Annotated in this window: 19 protein-coding genes; 8 read left to right on the top strand and 11 right to left on the bottom strand. The window is 63.3% G+C overall.

Annotated features, from left to right (window positions below; translation table 11 throughout):
- Positions 1-119: 119 nt before the first annotated feature.
- From J3P82_RS12835 to J3P82_RS12820, 4 genes are read left to right on the top strand one after another with little or no spacing between them, the layout of a single operon-like run.
- Positions 120-1,304, top strand: a complete 1,185-nt coding sequence (locus J3P82_RS12835; RefSeq protein WP_434563604.1) for a sensor histidine kinase — start codon at positions 120-122, stop codon at positions 1,302-1,304.
- Positions 1,301-1,969, top strand: a complete 669-nt coding sequence (locus J3P82_RS12830) for a response regulator (RefSeq protein ID WP_434563602.1) — start codon at positions 1,301-1,303, stop codon at positions 1,967-1,969. Before J3P82_RS12835 ends, J3P82_RS12830 begins: the two co-directional genes overlap by 4 nt.
- Complete coding sequence (locus J3P82_RS12825) at positions 1,966-4,278, top strand: ATP-binding protein (protein WP_434563600.1); 2,313 nt, start codon at positions 1,966-1,968, stop codon at positions 4,276-4,278. Before J3P82_RS12830 ends, J3P82_RS12825 begins: the two co-directional genes overlap by 4 nt.
- Positions 4,275-4,787, top strand: coding sequence for a response regulator (locus tag J3P82_RS12820; protein ID WP_434563598.1), 513 nt, complete (start codon positions 4,275-4,277; stop codon positions 4,785-4,787). The genes J3P82_RS12825 and J3P82_RS12820 overlap by 4 nt, the downstream gene beginning before the upstream one ends.
- A gap of 6 nt (positions 4,788-4,793) precedes the next feature.
- Here the strand turns inward: J3P82_RS12820 and J3P82_RS12815 are convergent, their stop codons facing one another.
- The 5 genes from J3P82_RS12815 to J3P82_RS12795 all read right to left on the bottom strand — a co-directional run bounded on the left by J3P82_RS12815 (position 4,794) and on the right by J3P82_RS12795 (position 11,428).
- Positions 4,794-5,609, bottom strand: a complete 816-nt coding sequence (locus J3P82_RS12815) for an energy transducer TonB (RefSeq protein ID WP_434563596.1) — start codon at positions 5,607-5,609, stop codon at positions 4,794-4,796.
- Positions 5,606-6,052 carry a protein TolR gene (gene tolR / locus J3P82_RS12810; protein WP_434563594.1) on the bottom strand — a complete coding sequence of 149 codons (447 nt, stop codon included), beginning with the start codon at positions 6,050-6,052 and terminating at the stop codon, positions 5,606-5,608. Before tolR ends, J3P82_RS12815 begins: the two co-directional genes overlap by 4 nt.
- 13 nt (positions 6,053-6,065) lie before the next feature.
- Positions 6,066-6,773, bottom strand: a complete 708-nt coding sequence (gene tolQ, locus J3P82_RS12805) for a protein TolQ (protein ID WP_434563592.1) — start codon at positions 6,771-6,773, stop codon at positions 6,066-6,068.
- Positions 6,774-6,836: 63 nt separating this feature from the next.
- Positions 6,837-8,705, bottom strand: coding sequence for a phytase (locus tag J3P82_RS12800; protein ID WP_434563809.1), 1,869 nt, complete (start codon positions 8,703-8,705; stop codon positions 6,837-6,839).
- Between the two features lie 200 nt (positions 8,706-8,905).
- A complete protein-coding gene (locus J3P82_RS12795; RefSeq protein WP_434563590.1) occupies positions 8,906-11,428 on the bottom strand; it encodes a TonB-dependent receptor in 2,523 nt (840 codons plus the stop codon).
- A 483-nt stretch (positions 11,429-11,911) separates the two neighbouring features.
- Here J3P82_RS12795 and J3P82_RS12790 point away from each other — a divergent pair, with 483 nt between their 5' ends.
- Together J3P82_RS12790 and J3P82_RS12785 are read left to right on the top strand one after the other, a co-directional pair.
- Positions 11,912-12,826, top strand: coding sequence for a GGDEF domain-containing protein (locus tag J3P82_RS12790; RefSeq protein ID WP_434563588.1), 915 nt, complete (start codon positions 11,912-11,914; stop codon positions 12,824-12,826).
- 8 nt (positions 12,827-12,834) lie between these two features.
- Positions 12,835-13,872: an AraC family transcriptional regulator ligand-binding domain-containing protein gene (locus J3P82_RS12785; RefSeq protein ID WP_434563586.1), complete on the top strand. Its 1,038-nt coding sequence runs from the start codon at positions 12,835-12,837 to the stop codon at positions 13,870-13,872.
- Between the two features lie 143 nt (positions 13,873-14,015).
- Here the strand turns inward: J3P82_RS12785 and J3P82_RS12780 are convergent, their stop codons facing one another.
- Genes J3P82_RS12780 through nirB form a run of 3 tightly spaced genes read right to left on the bottom strand, consistent with a single transcriptional unit; the run spans position 14,016 to position 17,432 of the window.
- Positions 14,016-14,456: a CBS domain-containing protein gene (locus J3P82_RS12780; protein WP_186611924.1), complete on the bottom strand. Its 441-nt coding sequence runs from the start codon at positions 14,454-14,456 to the stop codon at positions 14,016-14,018.
- A 31-nt stretch (positions 14,457-14,487) separates the two neighbouring features.
- Positions 14,488-14,871, bottom strand: a complete 384-nt coding sequence (gene nirD / locus J3P82_RS12775; RefSeq protein ID WP_434563584.1) for a nitrite reductase small subunit NirD — start codon at positions 14,869-14,871, stop codon at positions 14,488-14,490.
- Positions 14,871-17,432 carry a nitrite reductase large subunit NirB gene (gene nirB, locus J3P82_RS12770; protein WP_434563582.1) on the bottom strand — a complete coding sequence of 854 codons (2,562 nt, stop codon included), beginning with the start codon at positions 17,430-17,432 and terminating at the stop codon, positions 14,871-14,873. Before nirB ends, nirD begins: the two co-directional genes overlap by 1 nt.
- A gap of 486 nt (positions 17,433-17,918) precedes the next feature.
- Here nirB and J3P82_RS12765 point away from each other — a divergent pair, with 486 nt between their 5' ends.
- Positions 17,919-18,902: an SDR family oxidoreductase gene (locus J3P82_RS12765; RefSeq protein ID WP_434563580.1), complete on the top strand. Its 984-nt coding sequence runs from the start codon at positions 17,919-17,921 to the stop codon at positions 18,900-18,902.
- Here the strand turns inward: J3P82_RS12765 and J3P82_RS12760 are convergent.
- The 3 genes from J3P82_RS12760 to J3P82_RS12750 all read right to left on the bottom strand — a co-directional run bounded on the left by J3P82_RS12760 (position 18,855) and on the right by J3P82_RS12750 (position 22,791).
- Entirely contained in the window at positions 18,855-20,498 is a 1,644-nt protein-coding gene (locus J3P82_RS12760) for an alpha-amylase family protein (protein ID WP_434563578.1), read from the bottom strand. The genes J3P82_RS12765 and J3P82_RS12760 overlap by 48 nt on opposite strands.
- A 10-nt stretch (positions 20,499-20,508) precedes the next feature.
- A complete protein-coding gene (locus tag J3P82_RS12755) occupies positions 20,509-22,035 on the bottom strand; it encodes an alpha-amylase family glycosyl hydrolase (protein ID WP_434563576.1) in 1,527 nt (508 codons plus the stop codon).
- A gap of 129 nt (positions 22,036-22,164) precedes the next feature.
- A complete protein-coding gene (locus J3P82_RS12750; protein WP_434563574.1) occupies positions 22,165-22,791 on the bottom strand; it encodes a TetR/AcrR family transcriptional regulator in 627 nt (208 codons plus the stop codon).
- A gap of 86 nt (positions 22,792-22,877) precedes the next feature.
- Between J3P82_RS12750 and J3P82_RS12745 the strand changes: the two genes are divergently transcribed.
- The gene (locus tag J3P82_RS12745; protein ID WP_434563572.1) at positions 22,878-23,510 is read left to right on the top strand and encodes an NAD(P)H-dependent oxidoreductase; all 633 of its coding nucleotides are present in this window, start codon (positions 22,878-22,880) and stop codon (positions 23,508-23,510) included.
- Positions 23,511-23,516: the final 6 nt, after the last annotated feature.

Genomic DNA, 23,516 nt, shown 5'->3' with positions numbered 1-23,516 from the left:
CCATCGGCCAACCGGTGCCAATCGCCTATGCCGTTCGGCAGATAGGCCCGGTGTCGATCACAAGGTCTAATGAGCCCATCACGAACCGGGCCGGTTCCTTTCCACGCTGGAGTTTCCCCATGCAAAGCCCACCCCATGACCCTGGCAGTGCCCTGGCGATCCGCAGCCAATACCGCCAATCGCAAAGCCGGGCGGCACGCCTGGGCCTGTTGCTGGGCACCGGGCATGAACTGACCCGGCTGCCACTGGCGCAAATGCGCCAGCGTGCGGTGCAACGCGCGTGCGCGTTCGTCGCCATGGACCACGGCCTGCTGCTGGAGTGGACGCCGGATACGCCGTTGCAGACAGTCGCCAGCCATGGCGGCAGCGATGGCCTGGACGTACTCGCCAACCTGGCTCATCCGCCCTCGCCCAGCCCGCAATGGCTCGATTGCCCGGGCAGCGCGTTGCCGCAAGTCTTGCGAATCCCGCTGCGCGGTGCCGATGGCGCGGTGTTCGGCGCGCTGCTGCTGGGCAACAGCGTGCCGCTGGGCGCGCCCGACGCCGAAGACATCGAATCACTGCAATTGCTCGCAACGCTCTTGGCGGCGCACTTGGAGAACAGCCGGCTGCTCCAGACCCTCCAGGCCCGGGAGCGGACCATGTCCGAGCTGGTCCATCGGTTGTTCAGCGCCCAGGAAGACGAACGCAAACGTGTCGCGTATGACCTGCACGATGGCTTGGCGCAGAACCTGGCCGGACTGCACCAGCGCCTGCAAGGGTTTGCCGGCCGCTGTCCGCCTCTGCCGCCGGCGCTGGACGAAGCGCTGCAAGCCATCCTGGCTTTGGCGCAAGGCTGCGTCGGAGAAAGTCGACAGCTGATCGGTGGCCTGCGTCCCCATGTGCTGGATGATTTCGGCTTGTTTACCGCCGTCGACAAGGAGGCCGATCGCCTGCGCGATGCTGGCCTGGAGGTGGAGTGGGCCGAGCACAGTGCGGCACGCCTGTCGCCGAACGCCGAGATCGCGCTGTTCCGCATTGCCCAGGAAGGCATCAACAATATTCTCAAGCATGCCCAGGCGAGCCATGTTGTCCTGGGATTGGCGGTGCGCGACGATCACGTCTCGCTGCGGGTCGAGGACGATGGTCGGGGGTTTGCCCTGGAAACACCTGTCGAGACCCAGGGCACCTCTCACCTCGGGCTGGCGGCCATGCAGGAACGCGCCAGTCTGCTCGGCGGCCAACTGAGCTGTTGCAGCGAACCCGGCGGCGGCACTCGATTGTTGGCCAGCGTGCCGCTGCCAGCCCAAGGAGCCCAATCATGAACCGTCCCTTGCGCCTGCTGTTGGCCGACGATCACGAAGTCACCCGCACTGGATTCGTCTCGATGCTGGCCGGCATCGAAGGGTTCGAAGTCGTCGGCCAGGCCAGCGACGGTCAGGAGGCGCTGGATTTGTGCGAACGGCTGCAACCGGACATTGCCATTCTCGACATCCGCATGCCGGTGCTCAATGGTCTTGGTGCGGCGCGGATCCTGCGGCAACGTCAGCCGCAGATCAAAGTGATCATCTTCACGATGGACGACAGCCCCGATCACCTCGAAGCGGCCATCAGCGCCGGTGCCGTTGGCTATCTGCTCAAGGATGCCAGCCGTGCCGAAATGCTCAATGCCTTGAAACGGGTCGCCCAGGGCGAGGAAGCGCTCAACAGCTCAGTCAGCGCCCGGCTCTTGCGGCGCATGGCCGAGCGCGGCGCCAACGGCACCACCCACGTCCAGGCCCTGACGCCCCGTGAACGCCAGGTGCTGGGGCTGGTCGCCAGTGGTTTCAGCAATCGCGAGATCGGCGAGAAGCTCGGCATCGCACCCGGTACGGCGAAAGCCCACGTCGAGCGAGTCATCGGCAAGCTCGGCGCCGCCGACCGCACCCAGGCAGCGGTGCGCGGTGTCGCCCTGGGGCTGGTCGCCCAACCCTGCGGACAATGGCCATGAGGTTTCTCACTGCCCGCCGTTGGGCCGACCTGCCGTTGCGTGGCAAGGCACTGGTGGTGATCTCGCTGCCGCTGGTGGTCCTGCTGCTGTCGCTGGTGCTGATCTACATCACCGAACGCCAGACCGCCCGCGCCGAGGAAGACGTTCGCCGGGTCCTGCTGGTCCAGGGTGATATCCAGGCCGTGCATACCTTGCTGGCCGAAGCCGCGGCCAGCGTGCGCGGTTACCTGTTGACCCGGCGCGAAGACTTCCTGCCCGGCTATGAACAGGCCACGCCGAAGATCCAGGCCGCGTTGCAGCGGCTGGATCACAACATCCGCGACGCCAGGATGCGCGAGCACCTCGAGACCATCACGCCGCTGATCGGCGAGAAACTCCGGGGGCTGCTTGCCCTGCGCACCGGCAAGTCCGACGACACCGCCGCCATTACGGCGATCCTGATCGAGAACAAACAGGTACTGGATATATTGCGCGAACAGATCAGCGCCATGCGCATTCGCGAAGATGCCCTGCTCGCCGACCGCAGCGCCGCCGCCTCGGCCACGCGCATGCGGCTGTTGTTCGCCACGCTGCTGGCGGCGGTGTGTGGATTGTTCGGTGCGGTTGTGGCCGTGTTGTTCCTGTCCAAGGGCATCGTTGCCCGGGTCCAGCAAGTACAGGGCAACGCCCAGCGCCTGGCGTTGGGTCAACCCTTGTTGCCACAACCGCCGGAGCGGGACGAAATCGGCCAGCTTGGCACCCGCCTGGTGGAAGCCGGGCAGTTGCTGGCCGAGCGCGAGCGCGCCTTGCGCGACAACGAGGAACGCCTGCGGCTGATCATCGATGGCGTGAAGGACTATGGGATTTTCGCCCTGGACGCGAAGGGCCACGTGATCACCTGGAACGCTGGCGCCGAGCGGATCAAGGGCTACACCGAACAGGAAGTGCTCGGCCGGCACTTTTCACTGTTCTACCTGGCAGAAGAGTGTCCCGAGCACCCGGACATGGCCCTGCGCAAGGCCACACGCGACGGCCATTACATGGAAGAAGGCTGGCGTTGTCGCAAGGATGGCAGCCGCTTCTGGGCCAGCGTGGTCATCACCGCGCAGTACGACGGCACTGGCGCCTTGCGCGGCTTTTCCAAGATTACCCGGGACATCACCGACCGGCGTACCGCCGAGATCGCCCTGCGCACCGCCCGTGAAGAAGCGGAAAGCGCCAGTCGCGCCAAGAGCGAGTTTCTATCGCGCATGAGCCATGAATTGCGCACCCCGCTGAATTCCATCCTTGGCTTCGCGCAATTGCTGGACATGGACTCCATCGCCGGCCAGCGGCCGCAGGTCAGCCACATCCTGCGCGCCGGCCAGCACTTGTTGGCGTTGATCAACGAGGTCCTCGACATCGCCCGGATCGAGGCCGGCCGGCTGCCGCTGAACATCGAACCGATCGCGCTACCGGCTGTGCTCCATGAAGCCTTGACGCTGGTTTCGCCCATGGCCGCCGACGCGGGTATCCACTTGGCCGGACTTGCGCCATTGCCGGAGGGCAGCGGCGTGCTTGCCGACCGCCAGCGCCTGGTCCAAGTGCTGCTCAACTTGCTGTCCAATGCCATCAAGTACAACAAGCCGGGCGGCGAGGTGCGCATTGAAGTCGTCGTCGAGGGCACAGCGGTGAACGTTGCCATCAGCGACACCGGGCATGGTATTGCCCCGGAACTGTTGGGCAAACTGTTCAAGCCCTTCGAACGCCTGGGCGCGGATCCCCAGGTCGAGGGCACCGGCCTCGGCCTGTCCCTGAGCAAGAGCCTGCTGGAAATGATGCAGGGCAGCCTGCAAGTGCGCAGCGAACCGGGACACGGCTGCTGTTTCACGCTGCGGTTGCCCAGTGCCCATGTCAGCGGTTCCAACCTGCCGCCCAGGGTGGCGCTGGAAGTGACGCGCCCGCGCACCGAGTTCGACGGCAAAGTCCTGTGCATCGAAGACAACCTGTCGAGCCTCGCCTTGATCGAGACCCTGATGCAGCGCCGCCCGGGCATCCAATTGTTGTCGAGCATGCAAGGCCAGATGGGCCTGGACCTGGCTCGCCAGCATGCGCCGCAACTGATCCTGCTGGACGTGACCTTACCCGACCTCGAAGGCCTGGAAGTCTTGCGCCGCCTGCGCCAGTCCCCCGCCACCGCGTCCACGCCAGTGTTGATGATCACCGCCGACACCAGCGCCCTGGCCCACCGTGCGTTGGAAGATGCCGGAGCCACGGCGATCCTGACCAAGCCTATTCATATCCAGGCCTTCCTGGGCCATCTCGAACGTTATTTACCGGAGCCTGCATGAACCACGATTTGCGCATCCTGATCATCGACGATCAGCGCCCCAACCTGGAGCTGATGGAGCAATTGCTGGCCCGTGAAGGGCTGCACAACGTACTGAGCAGCACCGAACCCCTGCGCACGCTGGACCTGTTCAACAGTTTCGAGCCGGACCTGGTCATCCTCGACCTGCACATGCCGGCCTTTGACGGCTTTGCCGTGCTGGAGCAGCTCAACCGGCGCATTCCGGCCAACGATTACCTGCCGATCCTGGTCCTGACCGCCGACGCCACCCGCGACACGCGGTTACGGGCCTTGGCACTCGGCGCGCGGGATTTCATCAGCAAGCCCCTCGACGCGCTGGAAACCATGTTGCGCGTCTGGAACCTGTTGGAAACCCGAGCGCTCTACAAGGCGTTGCGAACCCTGGTCCCTTCCCAGCAAATCGAACTGTTGCGCCAGCATCGACCCACCGCTGGCGCCAATCCTTCCGGAAACACCCCTGATGGGGATCCAGGTACACGCCCCAGGTGAGTGTGGTTATTTGATCCGGAAGTGAAAGGTGTTGCGCACCGCTGGCACCGTGACGGCCTTGCCATCGACGATTCGCGGCTGGTAGCGAAAGGTCTGGGCGGCGGCCAATGACGGCCGGATGAACAGCGGGTGGCAGCCGTCGAGCACCTTCGGGTTATCGATGCGCCCGTCCGGGGTCACGCTGTATTCCACGGTGCAATCGCCTTCGAGGCCTTTGTCCAGGGCCCGTTGCGGGTAGTCCGGCGCTTCCTTGCTCAAGGGCAGATAGCTGCGACTGTCGGCCGCCGCCGCGCGGACCTGCTCGGCGCGACGTTGCTGGGCCAGCGCCTGAGCCGCTTGCGCCTGGCGTTGGTGTTCGGCAGCTTGTTGCTCGGCTTCCTGCTGGCGCTGCTCGCTTTGCTGGCGTTCGCGTTGCTGTTGAGCCTGTTGCTCATGCTTTTGCGCCTCTAGCCGTTTGCGCGCAAGGGCGGCCTGCTCCAACTTCTGAGCCTGGATCCGTGGGTCAACCGTCGGCTTGGCCGGCGCGGGGCCCGGTGTTTCCAGCGGTGCCGGCGTCGGCTCTGGCGCCACGCGTGTTTCCTGGACGAGCGCTGGCGCGGGCGCTTCCGGCACGGGTGCCGGGGGCAGCATGACCAGTTGCGTGCGCAATACCCGAGGCGTCTCGACCTGCGGTTTTTCCAGCGTCCATCCCAATATCAGCAAGGCCGCCACCGCCGCGTGCAGCGCCACGGCGAACCCCGCCGCCAGCGTGTTCCGCCAGAGCCCGGGGCCGGGCATCAGTGCAAGACCCAGGGAAGCCCGGTCAAATGTCATGGCCGTCATCGCGGTGCCTCGGTCACCAACCCCAGGTTGCTCACCCCGCCCTGCTGCAAAGCCGCCATCGCTGCCACCACCCGGCCGTAATCAGCGTGGTCATCGGCGCGGATATACACCTGGGTGTCGCTGCGCTGTGCAATCACCTGAGCCACCTTGGCGCGCATCTGGTCCAGGTCGACGGCGCTGTCGGTCTGGTGATGGGTGTCCAGCTCGCCGCCCAGGTTCCAATAATAGCCACCTTCGGCCTTCACCGACAAGGTCAGGATCTGCTGGCGACTGTCATTGGCCAAGGCTTCGCTGGCGATCTTGGGCAATTCGATTTTCACGCCTTGGGTCAGCATCGGGGCGGTGACCATGAAAATCACCAGCAGCACCAGCATCACGTCGATGTAGGGCACCACATTCATTTCGGCCTTCGGCCCGTGCTTGCGTTGCGGCTTGATCAGCATCTGCCCTCTCCTCTCAAGCGGCCGTGGCCAGGTTCAGCGGGGCACCGTGGAGCTTGCGGTGCAGACGCGCTTGCAGCTCGTTGCCAAAGGCGTAGTAGCGGGTCAGCAAGGTTTGCCCACGAGCCGCGACGCGGTTATAGGCAACCACCGCCGGGATCGCCGCGAACAGGCCGATGGCGGTGGCAATCAGCGCTTCGGCGATACCCGGCGCGACGGTGGACAGGCTGGCCTGCTGAACCTGGGACAAGCCGAGGAAAGCGTTCATGATCCCCCAGACGGTGCCGAACAAACCGATATAGGGACTGACGGAGCCGACGGTGGCGAGAAACTGCAGGCCTTTTTCCAACTGGATCTCTTGCTCGCTGATCGCCACGTGCAGCGAACGCTCGACCCCTTCGAGCACCACCGCCGGGTTACCGGAAGGCAGGTTCAGCTGGGTGAACGCTTGGTAACCGGCATGGAAAATCGGCGCGACGCCGCCGTCCTCTTCGCGCGCCTGGGCAGTCTCGCGGTACAACGGCAGCAAATCGGCGCTGCTGCGAAAACGCTGGATGAAGCCGTTGAACTGGCGCTCACTGCGTTGCAGCACAGCGCTGCGCTGGATGATCAGATACCAGCTCAGCAGCGAGGCCAGCAGCAGCGTGAGCATGACGGCCTTGACCAGCAGGCTCGCGTCGCTGATCAGGCCCCAGAGGGTCATGTGTTCCAGTGTCGCTTGCATGATTGAACTCCTGTCTGGCGGCTATTGCATGAGATGTTGGTGACCGGTTGATGACAGCGCCGCTCAAGGCAGGCCAAGGGCTTTCGCCACGTCGGCCCACGGCACGAACTTGAAATTCTGGGCTTGCTCGGGCATGCGTTTGCGCCCGTCCTGGACCACCAGCATCCCTTGGCTCCAAGGCCCACCGAGGTTCACCGAGGTGACTTCCAGGCCATCGGTTTCAGAAGCCCCATCGATTCCGGCGGTCGCGTTCAAGCCGACCCGCAAAGCACCGCGCACGGCGTAAGGCGGCTCGGCATCGAGCAGCACATAGCTGTCGTTGCCCTGGCTGGACACCACGAGGTAGTCATGCCCGGCGTTGCGGTACAGGGCGATGCCCTCGACATCGGCATGCAACTGCGGGCCGACCTTGATCACTCGGGTCAAGGTGCTCGGCTGATCGGCACGGGCGTCCATGGCCCAGACACCGACGTCTTCCTCACCGAGAAACAGGCGCTGGCGCTGATCGTCGGCAACGCAGCCCTCGGGCTGGCTGTCGACGTTGAACTGACGCACCAGCTCACCCTTGACCCCGGCGCCCGTAGCACTCAGGCGGTATTGCAGATAACGACCGTCCTTGCCATTGGCGAAGGCGTACAGCTCCCCTTCGGCGGGCTGGAACAGGCAGATGCCGTAGATTTCCTTGAGCGGCGTGGGTATCTCGCCGGCTTCGCGCAGATCTCCGCTGGCGCGGTCGATGCTGAACAGGCTGAGGCTGTTGCGATCACGGTTGCTGGCGACGGCGAGGTCGACGGTCTGCGTGCCCAGTTTGAAACCCGAGCGGACATCGACGTTATTGAGGCGCCCCACCGGCAATTCCTGCAACAGCTTGCCCTGCAGGTCATAGGCCAGCAGGCCTTGCTTCTTGTTGGTGCCCAGGACCCGGCTCAACGCCGGCGTGGTCGGGTGAACCCAGATCGCCGGGTCATCGGCGGCGTCGCCCTGGCGCGCCACGGGTTCGCTCTGGGCGACGGCGGGCACGCTGGGCAACTTCGGCGACACGGCCAGCGGTTTCGGTTGCCAGTCGATCAGGCCTTGGTACAGCTGGCCGTTGTCATCATCGCGCAATAGCAATTCAACGCCGTTTGCAGTCTTACGCAGCGCCAGGCTTTCCGGCGCCTTCAGGCCCGGCAGCGGTAGCTTGGCCTGCGAGATCCAGGCCTCGCCTTCTTGCTGGAACAGGTGAAGTTGCGCAGCGTCGGGATCGAGTCCGAGCATGCCGCCCGGCAGTGTCGCCATCGCGCCGGCGGCGTGCTCGATGTCACCGAACGGCTTGCGCATCGCCACTGGGATACGCACCGCATCGGCTTCCGCCGCCGCCGGATAGGCCCACCAGCCGACGCGTTCTTCGTTGACCAATAGCTGGCTCGCGCCGTCCTCGACCTGGCACGTCGTGGCATCCGGTGGCAGCGGCAGGCCGCGCACGCGCTGGGCAGTTTCGCTCAGCCGCTCGCCGGCGCCGACCAGCCATTGTTCGCCCTTGCCCTCTTCCCCCACGAGAAACGCGAACAGGTTGCTCGCTTCGTCGCGGTACAGGCACAACCCGTTCACCGGAAAGTCCCGCGTCGGCAGATACAGCGGCGTGCCCCATTGACGTTTTTGTGGATCGAGGCTGACCAGAAGCGCTTGTTGGCGCTGACTGTCGAGGCTGGCGACCAGCACGTTGCGCCCCAGGGCGCGGGTGTCGAGGCCTTCGAAGCCGCCCTTCAGGCGCGTCAGTTCGCGGCCGTTGGCATCGAGCAACAGCAAGCCATCATGGCCGGCCACCAGACGTTCGGTCGCCCCGTTGCCGGGCAGGAATGCCATCGCATTCACCGGGAAAGCCTGCGCCCAGGGTTGCAGTTTCAGGCTCGGGGCCGCCCAGGCTTGGCCGGCCAGCAGGCCGAGCCACATCGTTAGCAGATAATGTTTGGGAAAAGACAACTTTGTATTCAACGGAAGAATCCTTGTCATAGAGCCGTGTTCACCGTTCCCGTGGCGAGGGAGCTTGCTCCCGTTGGGCTGCGCAGCAGCCCCTCCTTCCAGGCGCTGCGCACTGGCGCGCCAACCCGCCAAGCGGAGCAAGCTTGCTCACCACAGGGTCGGTGGTGTATTCAAAAATGGGTAAACGTCAGCCCCAGCTTGTACGTCGGCCCGTACTCTTCGTACTGGCCGTTATACGAGCGATGGCCGGTGTAGACGAAATACGACTCGTCAGTGAGGTTCTGCGCCTCAAGACTGACTTGCAGGTTCTTGGTCAACGAGTAACGGGCGCTGAAGTCGACGAAGGTCTGGGCGTCGACGTGCAGGTCGTGGTCTCGGTCGCTGATGGACGCCAGTTCATAGAGATAGGCCGACTTGTAGTTGGCCGACAGGCGCAGGCTCAGCTTGTCGTTTTCCCAACCGAGCATCAGGTTGCCGACGGTGTCCGACTGGTTCGGCAGGTCGATGCTGCGCTTGCGCTGGGTGCCGCTGGCCTGGTCGAAACCTTCGATCTCGGCATCGGATCGGCTGAAGGTGGTGTTGGCGCCCAGCAACAGCCCGTTCCAGGGTGCCGGCAGCCAATCGAACTTCTGCGAATAGGCCAGTTCCAGGCCGTACAGCTTGGCGCTGTCGCCGTTGGCGAAACTGTGCGCTTCGGCGAAGTCGGTCCAGGCCCCGGTGCCGGCCAGGTCGGTGTTGTAGACGAAGTTCTTGATGTCCTTGTAGAACACAAAGGCCGAAACGGTGCCGGCGTGGCCCATGAAATGCTCGATGCCCAAGTCCAGGTTGCTCGACTCCAGCGGCTTGAGGTCCGGGTTGCCGAACGTCGCTTCGTCATCATCGATGACAAATCCCGGCGCCAGCTGGCCGAACGTCGGGCGCACCACGGACTTGGTCCAGGCCGCGCGCACCTGGGTATTCTTGTCCAACTGGTAGCGGGCGTGCAGGCCCGGCAGCCAATGGTGGTACTTGCGACGGGTTTGTGTGTCGGTGAACACCCCATCGGTGGCACCGGTGCCCTTGGCCTCGAACTCGGTGCCTTCGTAACGCATGCCGGCAATGAAGCGCCAGTCGTCAATATCAACGGTGTTCATCAGATAGGCAGCGTTGATGTCTTCGCTCATGGTGAAGTCATTGACCCGCGATTCCTGCGCGTCGTAGAACTGATCGCGGTCAAGGCCACCGAGTAGTTGCTTGATGGCGTCGGCGCTGATGCCCGGGCCAAACCGGCCGAGGCGGTAATCCACATTGCCCTTCTGGAATTGACCGAGATTGAGCTGCCCATCAGTGAAGCCCAGGTCGCCAAAGTCCTCGTAGACCCACGCGTCGAGGTCGTTGTCCTTGTCGCGGCGGCTGGCCTTGCCGCCGAATTTGACCTGGGAGGCGTAGCCATTCAGGTCGTAGTCCCGGGCCAAATCGAGGCGCAGGTTCTTTTCGGTGTCGGTGGTTTTCTGTTGTTCCCAATCGACCTTGTCGAGGCTGAAATTGGCCGGGTCGTAGAAGCCTGGTCCAATGATCGGGCGCGGCTTGTCGCTGTCGTAGAAGCCACCGTCGAATCCATCGATGCCTTTGAACGTGGCGCCGGCGATGTGCCCGGGGCTGTCTTCGCTGGACTTGCTGTAGCCGCCCTGGCCGCTCAAAGTCCAGAGGCCAAACAGGCGTTCGCCGCCGAGCACGTAGGATTGGATTTCCTGGGTCTCCTCACGCTGCTTGAGTTTGCGTTCGCCCTCGGCAGCACCCAGCTCCCCCGCCGCCTGCGGGTCGTCGAAGGCGATGCTGGCGGCGTTGCGAGTTTCGCTGTCCTTGTAGCGGCTGTAGAGCGTGCGCAGGTAATAGCTGCTGAAGTCGTCGGGTTTGTAGTCGAAGTTCAGCCCGCCACCGGCGCGTTCCCGGCGAATGTCATAGTCACGCATTTCCAGTTCTTCGAGTCGTGGGCCCTGCTCGAAGTCCCAGGCGCCGCCCGTTTCGACGTTGTCCGAACCGAAGTCACGCTTCTGCCAGCTCAGCGCCGCGGCCACGCCAAAGTTGTCGATGCCGTCGCCGAGGCTGAAGCGGTCGCTGATGGCGCCGGAAAATTTCGGGCTGGTCTGGCCGGTATTCTTGTCGTAGCTGGCTTCGCTGCTGCCGGTGTAGAACAGGCTCTTGTGGTCGAAAGCCGAGAGGCTTTTGACGTCCACCGTGCCGCCGAGGGAATTTGCGTCCATGTCCGGCGTGAGGGTCTTGATCACCGAGAGCGACTGCACCAGTTCCGAGGGCAACACATCCAGGGCGACGGCGCGGCGCTCGCTTTCGGGGGCCGGCACGAGGGTGCCGTTGATGGTCACGCTGTTGAGGTCCGGGCCCAAGCCGCGCACGCTCACAAAACGGCCTTCGCCCTGGTCGCGCTCGACGCTTACACCAGGCAGGCGCTGCACCGCTTCGGCGACGTTTTCGTCCGGCAATTGAGCCACGCCGTCAGCATGCACCACACTCTTGATGCTGTCGGAACTGCGCTGTTCCTTCAGCGCCTGGTCGATGCTGGCCGCCTGGCCAACCACTTCGACGTGCTCCGTGGCCGCTTGCTCGGCGGCGCTCAGCCGTTCACTGGCAATGGCCAACGCCAGCGCGGTGAAGGTGAAGCCGACGAGTCCGGCAGTGCTGGTGCGGTGATGCATGGTGGTCCTCCCCAGGAATCGGAAAATCCGCCAGGCAACCGCCCGGCAATTGGTAGGGCACGCTAGGGGTGGGCAATGACGGTTCTGTGACAGGTTCGGGTCGTAGGGCCTGTAACGGGCTGATTTGCAGGGGTGGGGGGATGGAATGAGCTGAAATGACCTGTCCTGGCAATCGCAAGCAACGCCCATGAGCTGAAGATACAGGGCTCTTCGTGGCGAGGGAGCTTGCTCCCGCTGGGTTGCGAAGCAGCCCCAAACCAGTCACTGCATTTCGCCAGGCACACCGCAGGCACCGGTTTTACGACTGCTGCGCAGCCGAGCGGGAGCAAGCTCCCTCGCCACGGACATGGGGTTGCCTGAGAAAAAATCCGCATGACCGATGAGCTGATTCGACCCCTCGACTTCATTCACCCACCGTCACCGCGCTGTCACATCCATCTGCTGTGCTGGGCCGCATTCCGCTTCTGGCAAAGGATTCCGGCCATGTTCTCCGTGCTCCGCCCTCATCGCTTGAAACTGGCCTTGCTCCTGCTGGCCGCCAACCTTGGATTGCTCCTGCACCTGGCCAGTGGAACGCTCAAGCCGCTGGAGGAATGGATCTGGCTGGACATCCTCGGTGAAGGCGGATCGGCGCTGCTGGCGTTGGTCTGGCTGGGCCTGGTGCTCAAAAGCCGCCCGGCCGGTCGCGTGACCAACTACCTGGTGCTGGGCCTGGGCTGTATCTTTTTTTCATGGTGGATCGACAGCCTGGATGAATTCATTCGCCTGCCGGAAAGCATCACTTGGGATCACTGGCTGGAGTCGGGACCGATGCCGGTGGGCATGATCTTGCTGACGCTGGGGATTTATCATTGGCACCGCGAGCAACTGGCGATCAACGGGCAGATGGAAAAGCGCGAGCGACTGTTTCGCGAGCACCGTCTGTTCGACAAACTCACTCCCTTGGGCGGCGCGGATTTCCTCAAGCACGAATTGACCGCCAGCCTGGAGGACAGCCGACGTCGCCAGCAACCGTTGTCATTGCTTGCGCTGGACCTGGACGACTTCAGTGCCATCAACCAGCGCTTCGGCCATGGCGAAGGCGATGCGGTGTTGCAGGCCGTCAGCCAGCTGCTGGTGCTCAACTTGCGGCGCCAGGACCTGCTCTGCCGCCTGGCCGGCGATCGTTTTGTGGTGCTGTTGCCCGATACCGGCGAAAGCCAGGCGCAACGGCTGGCCGCAGAGCTTGAACAGGCAGTTCGCAGTTTGGCCCACAAGACCCGGCAACACGGTGAACGCTTGCAACTGAGTGCGGGCACGGCGGTGGTCATGGCGTTCGACGAAAGCCCCCAAGCCCTGCTCAAGCGCCTGAACCTGAGGTTAGCCCAGTCCCGGCAAACCCTGGCGAAAAGCGCCTGAGGCCGCCCATGACCGTCAAGACCTGCTCGTACGAAACCGACAGCCGCTTCATTCCGGGCCACTATCAACCAGCCGCGTTGATCGACCTGGCGCTGTCGCGGGGCATCGACAGCCACCGTTTGCTGCGCGGCACCGGGCTGTTTCACGAGGACATCCTGGCGGGCCAGAGCCGCATCAGCCCCCAGCAGTTCCTCGGTTTGATCGACAACAGCCGGCGCCTGCTGGACGCCAGCGACAGCAGTTTTCTCTTCGGCCAGCGGCTGCTGCCCGGGCATTACGGGCCGGCCAGCCATGCCTTGCGCCACGCGCAGAATCTGCACCAGGCACTGGAAACCTTGATCGAGCAACAAGCCCTGCTCTGCCCCTTGGCTGCGCCGCGCCTGTTGCTGGATGAGCATTACGCCTACGTTCACTGGCTGGACAGCTGCGGGGCCGATGAGCAATGGCGCTTCGTGCTGGAGGCGAGCATGACATCGATGGTGGCGATGAGCGCCTGGCTCAGCGGCGAGCGCCTGCCTTGGCAGTGCAGCTTTCGTCATGACGAGCCGCGTTACGTCGAGCAATATTGGGTTCACCTGGGCGAGCACAGCCAATTCAATCGACCGCTGGACTTGATGCGCCTGCCCCGCCATTGCCTGGCGCAACCCTGGCCCAACGTCTCGGCCACCGCCGGCCAGGTCGCACGGACCGAAGCCCGGGATCGACTCGATGAACTGGGGTTTACCGCCAGTTTTCTCGATTGCCTGTACGACTACCTGCGCTCAAACGTGCAACAGACGCCCAGCCTGGAGCAGACCGCCCAGGCCTTCGCCATGAGCCCGGCAACCCTCAAGCGCAAGTTGCGCAAACATCACACCGGTTTCCAGCAGCAAGTGGACCGGGTGCATACCCACGTGGCGCTGTACCTGTATCAGGTCAAGGGCTTTAGCAACGAGGAAGTGGCCCAATACCTGAGCTTCAACGACACGGCCAATTTCCGCCGCTCGTTCAAGCGCTGGACGGGTAGTACGCCGAAGCTGATCCGGCAGTTGCTGATGTTGGGTTGAGGCTGTCGCGGTGAACCGCTGTTGTGGCGAGGGAGCTTGCTCCCGCTCAGTTGCGCAGCGACTGTAAGATCGTGGGGCCGCTGCGCAGCCCAGCGGGAGCAAGCTCCCTCGCCACAAGAGCCGCTCCTGGGAGAATAGCGGGCTCAATGCCCGCGAATGTAATGCTCCAACTGCCGGATCAGATCCGCCTGTTCGACGATCGCCTCCTTGACCAGGTCGCCGATCGACAGCAGGCCGATCAGCTGCCCGTTGTCCAACACTGGCAGATGTCGCAAATGGCTGTCGGTCATGACTTCCATGCAGCGGTCGATGCTCTGCTGGCTGTCGGCGGTGATGACCGGTGCGCTCATGATGGTGCGCACCGGCGTGCCCACTGACGAGCGGCCCTTGAGAACCATCTTGCGTGCATAGTCGCGCTCGCTGAACACGCCGATGACCTGGCCGTTCTCGATCACCGGCAATGCGCCGACGTTTTTTTCGGCCATGATTTGCAGCGCTTCGAGCACCGTCTGCTCAGGCGCGATGCTGTGGACCTGCTGGTTTTGTACGCTCTTGAGCCTTACCAGTTGAGCAGCGGTTTTCATTGTTCATCCCCAGCTTTAAAAAAAGCGGCAATCAGTCTTCGCCAATTTCAACCACATCGCCATTCAAGCGCACCGGCCAAACTCGCAGGCGCTGTTCCGGGTATTCCAGGCAATGCCCGTCTTCCAGGCGGAAATGCTGTTTGTACATCGGCGAAGCAATCACCAGTTCACCCTTGATGCTGCCCAGCAAGCCGCGACCGATCACGTTCGCGCCGGACTTGGGATCGCGATTGTCGATGGCGTACAGCGGCTTCTCCTCATCTGGCAGGTAGAGCAGCGCCACCTGGCGCCCGTCATGCCAGGCGACCACGCCGGAGTTGGGCACCAGGTCCTCGCGGCTGCACAGGGCGCGCCATTGCAACGGTTCCAGGGCGAGATCGCGAGCGGGAATACGAACGACGTTTGACTGGCTCATCAGAGCACCTCCTCGGTGATGGGAATCAGGTGAAGTTCGCCGGCATGCACCGGCCGACGCTGGCCGCGCTCGCGGACGAAATGGACGTCCGGATCGCCGCGCTTGTCGTTGACGAATGTGCGGAAGCGCTTGAGCTTCTCGGGGTCTTTCAAGGCGTTGGCCCACTCGCATTCGTAGCGGTCGACCACCAGTTGCATCTGCGCTTCAAGCTCGGCGCCCAGGCCCAGGCTGTCGTGGATGATCACGTCCTTGAGGTAACCCAGGCCGCCCTCCAGGCTTTCACGCCACACCGAGGTGCGTTGCAGCTTGTCGGCGGTGCGGATGTAGAACATCAGGAAACGATCGATATAGCGGATCAGCGTGGCGTCATCCAGGTCGGTGGCAAACAGCTCGGCGTGACGCGGGCGCATGCCACCGTTGCCTGCGATATAGAGGTTCCATCCCTTCTCGGTGGCGATCACACCCACGTCCTTGCTCTGAGCTTCGGCGCACTCGCGGGTGCAGCCGGACACCGCGAACTTGAGTTTGTGTGGCGAGCGCAGGCCTTTGTAGCGATCCTCGATGGTCAGGGCCATTTGCACACTGTCCTGCACGCCGTAGCGGCACCAGGTGCTGCCCACGCATGATTTCACCGTGCGCGTCGATTTGCCGTAGGCGTGACCGGTTTCGAAACCGGCTTCGATCAGCTCGGCCCAAATGTCCGGCAACTGGTGCAACTGGGCACCGAACAGGTCGATGCGCTGGCCGCCGGTGATCTTGGTGTAGAGGTCGTATTTCTTCGCCACCACGCCGATGGCGATCAGTTTGTCAGCGCTGATTTCACCCCCGGCGATGCGCGGCACCACCGAATAGGTGCCGTTTTTCTGCATGTTCGCCATGAAGGTGTCGTTGGTGTCCTGCAACGGCACCAGGTGCGCGTCCATGATCGGCTGGTTCCAGCACGACGCCAGGATCGAGCCCACGGCCGGCTTGCACAGGTCGCAGCCGGTGTGGCCACGGCCGTGCTTGGCCAACAACTCCTCAAAACTGATGATCCCTTCCACTCGCACCAGGGCGTAAAGCTCTTGTCGGGTGTAGGCGAAGTGTTCGCACAGGCTCTTGTCGACGCTGACGCCACGGGCAATCAGCTCGTGTTCGAATACTTGCTTGACCAGGGCTGCGCAACCACCGCAACCGGTGCCGGCCTTGGTGTCGCACTTCAATTGGCCGAGGTCGGTGCAACCCGCGTCGATGGCCGAGCAGATCGAACCCTTGGTGACGTTGTGGCACGAGCAGATCGTCGCCGCTTCGGGCAACGCCGCCGGGCCCAGTGTCGGAGCGCCTTCGGACGATGGCAGAATCAGCGCGGCGGCGTCCTTGGGCAAGGCGATTGCGTTCTGCATGTACTGCAACAACGTATCGTAGTAACTGTTGTCACCGACCAGCACCGCGCCGATCACCCGTTTGCCGTCGGCATCCACCACCAGACGCCGGTAGCTGGCGCTGGTCTGGTCGATGAACTGGAAGCTGCGCGAACCCGGGGTGCTGCCATGGGCGTCGCCAATGGAGCCCACATCAACGCCGAGCAGCTTGAGCTTGGTGGACATGTCGGCGCCGGTGAACGCTTCGCCGGCCTGGCCACACAGGCGCGCCGCAACGTTACGGGCCATTTGGTAGCCCGGCGCGACCAGGCCGAAGATGCTGCCATTCCAGGCGGCGCATTCACCGATGGCGTAGATGTCCGGGTCGCTGCTTTGGCAAAGGTCGTCAATCACCACGCCGCCGCGCGGGCCGATCTGCAATTCACATTGGCGGGCCAAGGCATCCTGGGCGCGGATGCCGGCGGAGAACACGATCAGGTCGGTTTCCAGGAAGTCGTCGTCACCGAAGTTCATCCGATAACGGTACTGCTCACCGGCGCTGATGGATTGAGTGCCTTTGGACAAATGCACGCCGACACCCAGCTTCTCGATGCGCGCCTTGAGGGCCAGGCCGCCCTGCTCGTCCAGTTGCACCGGCATCAAGCGCGGGGCGAATTCCACTACGTGGGCTTCCAGGCCAAGAGTCTTGAGGGCGTTGGCGGCTTCCAGGCCCAGCAGGCCGCCACCGACCACCACGCCACGACGGGCATTGCTCGCGGCGGCACGGATCGCGTCGAGGTCTTGCAGGGTGCGATAGACCAGGCAGGAATCGCCTTCGGCGCCCTGGATCGGCGGCACGAATGGGTAGGAGCCGGTGGCGAGCACCAGTTTGTCGTAGCTGATGCGTTCCCCGGCAGTGACTACCTGGCGCGCCTGGCGGTCGATTTCCAGTACCGGAACGCCCAGGTGCAGCGTGACACCCGGAGTCTGGTACAACGACGCTTCGCCAAGCGCCAGGGACTCGGCGTCGCGGCCCGAGAAATACTCGGACAGGTGCACGCGGTCATAGGCACGCATCGGCTCTTCACTGAAGACACGCACGTGATAATGGTCGAGCGCACCGCGCTCGACCAGTTGCTCGACGCAGTGATGGCCGACCATGCCATTGCCGATCACGATCAGCGTTTGCAGCTTGTTCAGAGAAGCAACGTTGGAATTCATAAAAGCACCCGACAAAAGCCCATCACGGTTCTGGAAGCAAAAAAAAGACGCCTGAAACCTTGCGGTTCCAGGCGTCTTTGCCTGTTCTGTGCGGTATCGGCCCGGCGGCTGCGCCTGGACCTACCGTTATTCCCCGGCCTGCTGGCTCTCGATCATCGTTGACCGACGGGGGTGCCCACTCGATTGTGTTCGCGGCGGGCCTGTAGAGGTTCTTGCAGCGAGCGTGCCAAGCTTGGGCCGCCACCGTTCCCACGGGCCCTTCCCCAAGAAAAAGCCCTTGCGGGCGCGGACTTGGCCGCTGGCGCAGGCACTTCGCCAACGGTGCTGCCAGGGCTGTCGCGCCCTCCGCTGATTGCCTTGCGATGGTGCGATCTCCCGCCCGCGGCTTCATAAAAGTGCAGCCGTTGCGACCCGCGTGCAAAAATCCTGAACCATCGCCAGCACCCATTTTCACAGGTAAAGGGCTATTGATCAGAGGTGAATGCAATGGATGAGCGAACCCCACCTGTCGTCGTGATCTGTGGCGCCACCGCTGGCGTCGGCCGTGCCACCGCGCACCGTTTTGCCGTCGCCGGCTATCGAGTCGGGTTGCTGGCCCGAGGCGAGCAAGGCCTGGCGGCCACGCAAGAGGAATTGCAACAGTTGGGTGCGATGAGCTTGGGAATCAGCGTCGATGTCGCCGATGCCGAGGCGGTGTTCGAAGCGGCACAGCGTATGGAGCGCGAGTTGGGGCCGGTCGGCGTATGGGTCAATTGCGCGATGGTCACTGTGTTTTCACCTATCCGCCAACTGGGTGCCGAAGAGGTCCAGAGGGTCACGGCGGTGACTTACCTGGGCACCGTTCACGGCACGCTTGCGGCCTTGGACCTGATGGGGCGGCGCAATCGTGGGGTAATCATCCAGGTCGGCTCGGCGCTGGCCTATCGCGCCATTCCGCTGCAAGCGGCCTATTGCGGCGCCAAGTTCGCGGTGCGCGGCTTCACCGATTCGTTGCGCTGCGAATTGCTCCACGAGCACAGCGACATCCGGGTCTGCATGGTGCAGTTGCCGGCGATCAATACCCCGCAGTTCGATTGGGCGCGCAACAAATTGGGCAAGCGGCCGCAACCGGTGCCGCCGATTCATGATCCGGACGTGGCGGCACGGGCCATTTTCAGCGTGGTGAAGCGCACGCCCAGGGAATTGTGGCTGGGCACCGCCTCCCTGAAGGCGATCGTCGGTACGTGCCTGATGCCGGGCCTGCTTGATCGCTTGTTGGCCCGCAACGCCTACACCGGGCAAATGACCAACGAGGATGATGACAACCAACGAGCCGACAATCTGTTCGAGTCGCAGCCATCCTTGCACCGTACCCGCGGGCGGTTCGCTGGCCGCTCGCGGGACTCTGCATTGGCCTTCAGCTCGACCCAGGTGTCGGCACTATTATTTGCCGTCGCAGGATTGCTCGCCGTGGTGTTGCTGCTGTTTTGAACCGGTGCGGCGGAACCAGCGATATCCGTAGCCACGCAGCGTCAGGCTCGACTTTGTCGAGTGCGGGTACGGACCGTCCGCGAGCACTTCCTCAAAGCCTTGCACATCCATCTCCTTGAGTTGCACGTCGACCGTTTCGGCACTCAGGTTCGCCAACATGACTGAAGTGTTGTCGCACACGTGAGCGATGGCGAACACCGCCGGATGGCTGATCGACAACAGTTGCGCCTTGCCGTCGCCGACTTCGGTCAATCGCGACCGCGCCGATAGCAGCGTGCGAGTCCGAGCCAGCAAGGAATCGGGATCGTCCTGCTGGTGCGCGACATTCAAGTTCGTGTAGGCGAACGGGCCTTCATCGATCACCGGAGCAGCCAGGGATTGGCTCGAAGAGAAGCCCGCATTGACCTGGTCGCTCCACTGCATCGGCGTGCGCACGGACAGGCGCTCGGGGCGGGAAAGGTCGTCGCCCATGCCTATCTCTTCGCCATACCGCACGATTGGCGTGCCCGGCAACGACAACAGCAATGCCTGGGCCAGCGCCTGACGATGCACATTCCCATCCAGCATCGGCGCCAGGCGGCGGCGAATACCCCGGCCATACAAGCGCATGTTTTCCTGCGGGGCAAACGCCCGCATGACTTCCTCGCGTTCCTCCTCGCTCAAGCGTTCCAGGTCCAGTTCGTCATGGTTGCGCAGCCACACGGCGTAATTGGCACCGTCCGGCGGTGCGGGGCGTCGGCTGATCGCGCGCTGCAAGGGTTCGGCTTCGCCTCGGGCCAAGGCCAGGAACAGATGATTATTGACCCAGAAATCCAGTACCAGGCCCAGGCGCTCGCCGGTGCCGAAGTAATGGCTGTAGCGTTCCGGCTCGACGTCCACTTCGCCCATCAGCACGCCTTGCGGATTGATTCGGGTCATATACTTGAACAACCGGTCCAGCACCCAGACACCCTGCTCTTCATCCCCGCGACCTGCCTGCTCGACCAGGTGCGAAGCGGCATCGAGGCGAAAGCCGGCGATCCCCAGTTCAAGCCAATGGACCATGATCCGCTCGATTTCCTCGACGACTTTCGGGTTCGCCAGGTTGAGGTCCGGTTCATGACGATAGAACAGATGCCGATAGTATTGCCCGGCCTGTTCGTCCCAACGCCAGATGCTGTTTTCCACCGGCGGAAAAATCGGTTGGTTGCCGTCGTCCACCGGTTCGTCGGACCACAGGTAGTAGTCGCGGTAGACGCTGTTCTTGTCACGTCGCGCCCTCTGGAACCACGGATGTTGGTCCGAGGTATGTTGCACCACCAGTTCGAGAATGACCCGAATTCCCCGCTCCCCTGCCTGGACGATCAACTGACGCAGGTCTTCTTCACTGCCGAAGCGCGGGTCCAGGGCCATGAAATCGCTGACGTCATAGCCGGCATCCTTGAACGGCGAGCGGTACAAGGGCATCAACCACAGCGCGCCGACGCCCAGCGCCTGGAGATAGTCGAGCTGGCGAATGATGCCTTTCAGGTCGCCACGGCCGTCGCCGTTGCTGTCGTAGAACAAGGAAGGGTCGATCTGGTAGATCAAGGTATTTCGATGCCAGTTGGCTTTCATCGGTCACTCCTTATCGACACAGGATCAGGGCCTGCTCGGCGGCCAGGCGGCCGGTGAAGGGCTGGCCTTCGCCGGCCCCGTCGCTGGCGATCTGCACGCGCCAGGAATCGGCCAGGGGAAACGCGTGCTCGCTGTCGGCGAAGTTGATGCAGACCAGCCGTTCGTCGCCGGCGCAATGACGCCGATAAGCCAGCACCTGCGGGTGCGAGGGCAGCTCTTGCCAGTCGCCGACGCGCAGCGCGCGGCTGTTGCGCCGACACGTCAGCAAACGCCGGTACAGCGCCAAAACGGAATCGCTGGTTCGCTCCTGCGCTTGCACCGACAGCAAGCCGGCATCCGGTGCAAAAGGCAGCCACGGCGCCTGCCCCGACCAACCGTGAGGCGCCTGGACAGTCCATGGCAGCGGCGCCCGGCTGCCATCGCGCCCGCCAGGATCAACGCGGGTCTGGGCGGTCACCTGCGTATCCTCCAGGCCCAGCTCTTCACCCTGGTAGATAAAAGGCGTCCCGCGTAATGTCAGCAACATCACCGCCGCTGCCCGGGTCCGCCGCAATGAGCCGCCGTACCGGCTGCGGTGGCGGCTGTTGTCGTGGTTGGAAAGCACCCAGGTCGGCCACGCCTGCAGCGGGCCCAAGTCGTTTTCCACTTCGCGCACGCACATTCGAAACACCACCGGATCCCAAGGAGCGTCCAACGGTGGAAAGTTGAACGACATGTGCAGCTCGTCACTGGCGCCGTAATAGGCCGCGACCTGGGCCGTGGAGCGAATATTCACTTCGCCGATCAGCACGCGCTCGCCGGGGTAGCTGTCCACCAGCCGGCGCAGTCCGCGCAGCACCTCGTGACTGTAAGGCTGGTCGTTGATCTTGACCATGGTTTCGCCCGCCGTGCAGCGCGGATCGTCGGCAAAGCTCTGGTCCTTGCCGACGCAATGCACCACATCGACGCGAAAGCCATCCACGCCGCGCTGCAGCCAGAAATGCAGCACTTGCTGCATGGCAGCAACGACTTCAGGGTTGTGCCAGTTGAGATCGGGCTGCTGCGGCAAGAAGAAATGCAAATAATACTGCTGGCTGGTTTCGTCCCAGGTCCAGGCGCTGCCGCCGTCGATCGAGGCACGCCAGTTGTTCGGCTGGTCGCGCCAGATGTACCAGTCGCGCTTGGGGTTGTCGCGGCTGGAGCGCGATTCGATGAACCACGGATGTTGGTCGGAAGTGTGGTTCGGCACGAAGTCGAGCAGCACCTTTAAACCACGTTCGTGGGCCTGGGCAATCAGCGCGTCGAGGTCGGCCAGGCTGCCGAACAGCGGGTCGACGTCGGTGTAGTCGCAGATGTCATAACCGGCATCGCACATCGGCGAACGGTACACCGGGGACAGCCACAACGCATCGATACCCAGGCGCTGCAAGTGGTCCAGGCGTGCCGTCAGTCCGGGGAGGTCGCCGATGCCGTCGCCGTTGGAATCGGCAAAAGAGCGAGGATAGACCTGGTAGATCACGGCGTTCTTCCACCAGGGCGAAGGGAAGGAGTTGGGCATGTCGCCTCCTTTGATCGCAGTGTTTGGTGGGCAAGACCGCAGCCCCGCCTGATGTCCCTGGTAAACCGGGACATCAGTTAAGAACCGGAAAAGGCGCTTGGGGTTCGTTTTTTCTTGATCGAACGTGAATCATCCAGGCGTAATTTCGGCCCTCTCGACCATCGAAACGATGCTGTCGAACAGCTCCTGCTTGGCCTCGTCCGCGCTGATTTCCCCGTTGGCCGCCGCATCGGACAACGCCTCCGCCGCCCCCAGCATCCCCCGCAGGCTCGCTTGGGAAAGACGCCCGGTTCCGGCGAACGGCGACAGCACCACCCGGCATTTGTCCAGGAAGATCCCTTCGTACTCCCTCTTGATGCGTTCGAGTTCTGGCGTGCTGCTCAAGGCCGCGCTGACCCCAGGAATCTCCCGCCCCTGAAGCAGAACGCATTCGACGAAGGAAGCAGCTATGACCTGCGCCCGGCTTTTCAGCGTCGGTTCACTGGCTTGGAGTGCAGCATCCATCAACGCGGTCTGGCGGGCGTCGAAATCCTGGTAGAGCGCCGCCAGGAGGCCTGACCGGGTGATGAAGTGGTCGTAGACAATTGGCTTGGTAACCCCTGCCTGCTCCGCCAGCCTGGCCAAGGTCAACGCTTCGCTACCCTCCTCCCGCACCAGGCGCCAGGCGACGTCGAGCAGTTGCCGTTGTCGATCCACACGCGACAGGCGTCGACGGGGTACGGCAGAAGACTGTGAATTTTCATCTGTGCTTGACATGCTAACTTTACCAACCGTAACTTACTGTTCGTAACTTAACCAAGCATACTCGCTTGACGTTGTGTGATGCCAGAAGGAGATTCGACATGCATGCCTTGATCGTTGTTGCCCATCATGATCCCCGTTCCCTGACCCATGCGCTGGCCCAAGCCGTCGGCAACGGAATAATCTTGGCCAATCCGACCGATACGTTCGAGATAGCCGACCTGGCGACCGAGGGGTTCGACCCACGCTTCAGCTTCGCCGACCACGCGGTCCACCACCGCGAGGCTTCGCCGCCTGCCGATGTGCTGGCCGAGCAAGCCAGGATCGAGCGTGCCGATGCGCTGGTGCTGGTCTATCCGATTTACTGGTGGTCAATGCCGGCGTTGCTCAAGGGCTGGATCGACCGGGTATTTTCCAACGGCTGGGCGTTCGATTTCCGGCTCGGCGAGTCATTCTCCCAGCAGCTGCGACATCTGCGGGTCCATCTGGTGGCCGTGGGTGGCGCGGACGCGGACAGCTTTCAACGTCACGGCTATGACCAGGCGATGGTGACCCAGATAGAACATGGCATTTTCGATTACTGCGGCGCCCGCGTGGTGAGTTCCGAACGCTTGCTCGAGTCGGAAACGGTCAATCCGAAGACTCACCTGGACACTGCGCAGGCAATCGGGCAGCGGCTGTTCTCGACGTCCGACGAGACGGCACGCGTCGGCGCCGAGGCCGACTGCGCCTGAACATGA

This window comes from Pseudomonas sp. Z4-20, from assembly GCF_051131955.1.
GTDB classification, from domain to species: Bacteria; Pseudomonadota; Gammaproteobacteria; order Pseudomonadales; family Pseudomonadaceae; genus Aquipseudomonas; species Aquipseudomonas marvdashtae.
Note: the sequence above shows the minus strand (reverse complement) of the source record. Positions and strands in the feature narration are given on the sequence as shown.

What these genes read in the sequence shown, in the direction of transcription:
- J3P82_RS12795 (WP_434563590.1), bottom strand. Translation starts at nt 11,428, where the DNA reads ATGCATCACCGCACCAGCACTGCCGGACTCGTCGGCTTCACCTTCACC.
- tolQ (WP_434563592.1), bottom strand. Translation starts at nt 6,773, where the DNA reads ATGCAAGCGACACTGGAACACATGACCCTCTGGGGCCTGATCAGCGAC.
- nirB (WP_434563582.1), bottom strand. Translation starts at nt 17,432, where the DNA reads ATGAATTCCAACGTTGCTTCTCTGAACAAGCTGCAAACGCTGATCGTG.
- J3P82_RS12815 (WP_434563596.1), bottom strand. Translation starts at nt 5,609, where the DNA reads ATGACGGCCATGACATTTGACCGGGCTTCCCTGGGTCTTGCACTGATG.
- J3P82_RS12785 (WP_434563586.1), top strand. Translation starts at nt 12,835, where the DNA reads ATGACCGTCAAGACCTGCTCGTACGAAACCGACAGCCGCTTCATTCCG.
- J3P82_RS12835 (WP_434563604.1), top strand. Translation starts at nt 120, where the DNA reads ATGCAAAGCCCACCCCATGACCCTGGCAGTGCCCTGGCGATCCGCAGC.
- tolR (WP_434563594.1), bottom strand. Translation starts at nt 6,052, where the DNA reads ATGCTGATCAAGCCGCAACGCAAGCACGGGCCGAAGGCCGAAATGAAT.
- J3P82_RS12745 (WP_434563572.1), top strand. Translation starts at nt 22,878, where the DNA reads ATGCATGCCTTGATCGTTGTTGCCCATCATGATCCCCGTTCCCTGACC.
- J3P82_RS12820 (WP_434563598.1), top strand. Translation starts at nt 4,275, where the DNA reads ATGAACCACGATTTGCGCATCCTGATCATCGACGATCAGCGCCCCAAC.
- J3P82_RS12825 (WP_434563600.1), top strand. Translation starts at nt 1,966, where the DNA reads ATGAGGTTTCTCACTGCCCGCCGTTGGGCCGACCTGCCGTTGCGTGGC.
- J3P82_RS12750 (WP_434563574.1), bottom strand. Translation starts at nt 22,791, where the DNA reads ATGTCAAGCACAGATGAAAATTCACAGTCTTCTGCCGTACCCCGTCGA.
- J3P82_RS12780 (WP_186611924.1), bottom strand. Translation starts at nt 14,456, where the DNA reads ATGAAAACCGCTGCTCAACTGGTAAGGCTCAAGAGCGTACAAAACCAG.
- J3P82_RS12830 (WP_434563602.1), top strand. Translation starts at nt 1,301, where the DNA reads ATGAACCGTCCCTTGCGCCTGCTGTTGGCCGACGATCACGAAGTCACC.
- J3P82_RS12790 (WP_434563588.1), top strand. Translation starts at nt 11,912, where the DNA reads ATGTTCTCCGTGCTCCGCCCTCATCGCTTGAAACTGGCCTTGCTCCTG.
- J3P82_RS12760 (WP_434563578.1), bottom strand. Translation starts at nt 20,498, where the DNA reads ATGAAAGCCAACTGGCATCGAAATACCTTGATCTACCAGATCGACCCT.
- J3P82_RS12800 (WP_434563809.1), bottom strand. Translation starts at nt 8,705, where the DNA reads ATGTGGCTCGGCCTGCTGGCCGGCCAAGCCTGGGCGGCCCCGAGCCTG.
- J3P82_RS12755 (WP_434563576.1), bottom strand. Translation starts at nt 22,035, where the DNA reads ATGCCCAACTCCTTCCCTTCGCCCTGGTGGAAGAACGCCGTGATCTAC.
- J3P82_RS12765 (WP_434563580.1), top strand. Translation starts at nt 17,919, where the DNA reads ATGGATGAGCGAACCCCACCTGTCGTCGTGATCTGTGGCGCCACCGCT.
- nirD (WP_434563584.1), bottom strand. Translation starts at nt 14,871, where the DNA reads ATGAGCCAGTCAAACGTCGTTCGTATTCCCGCTCGCGATCTCGCCCTG.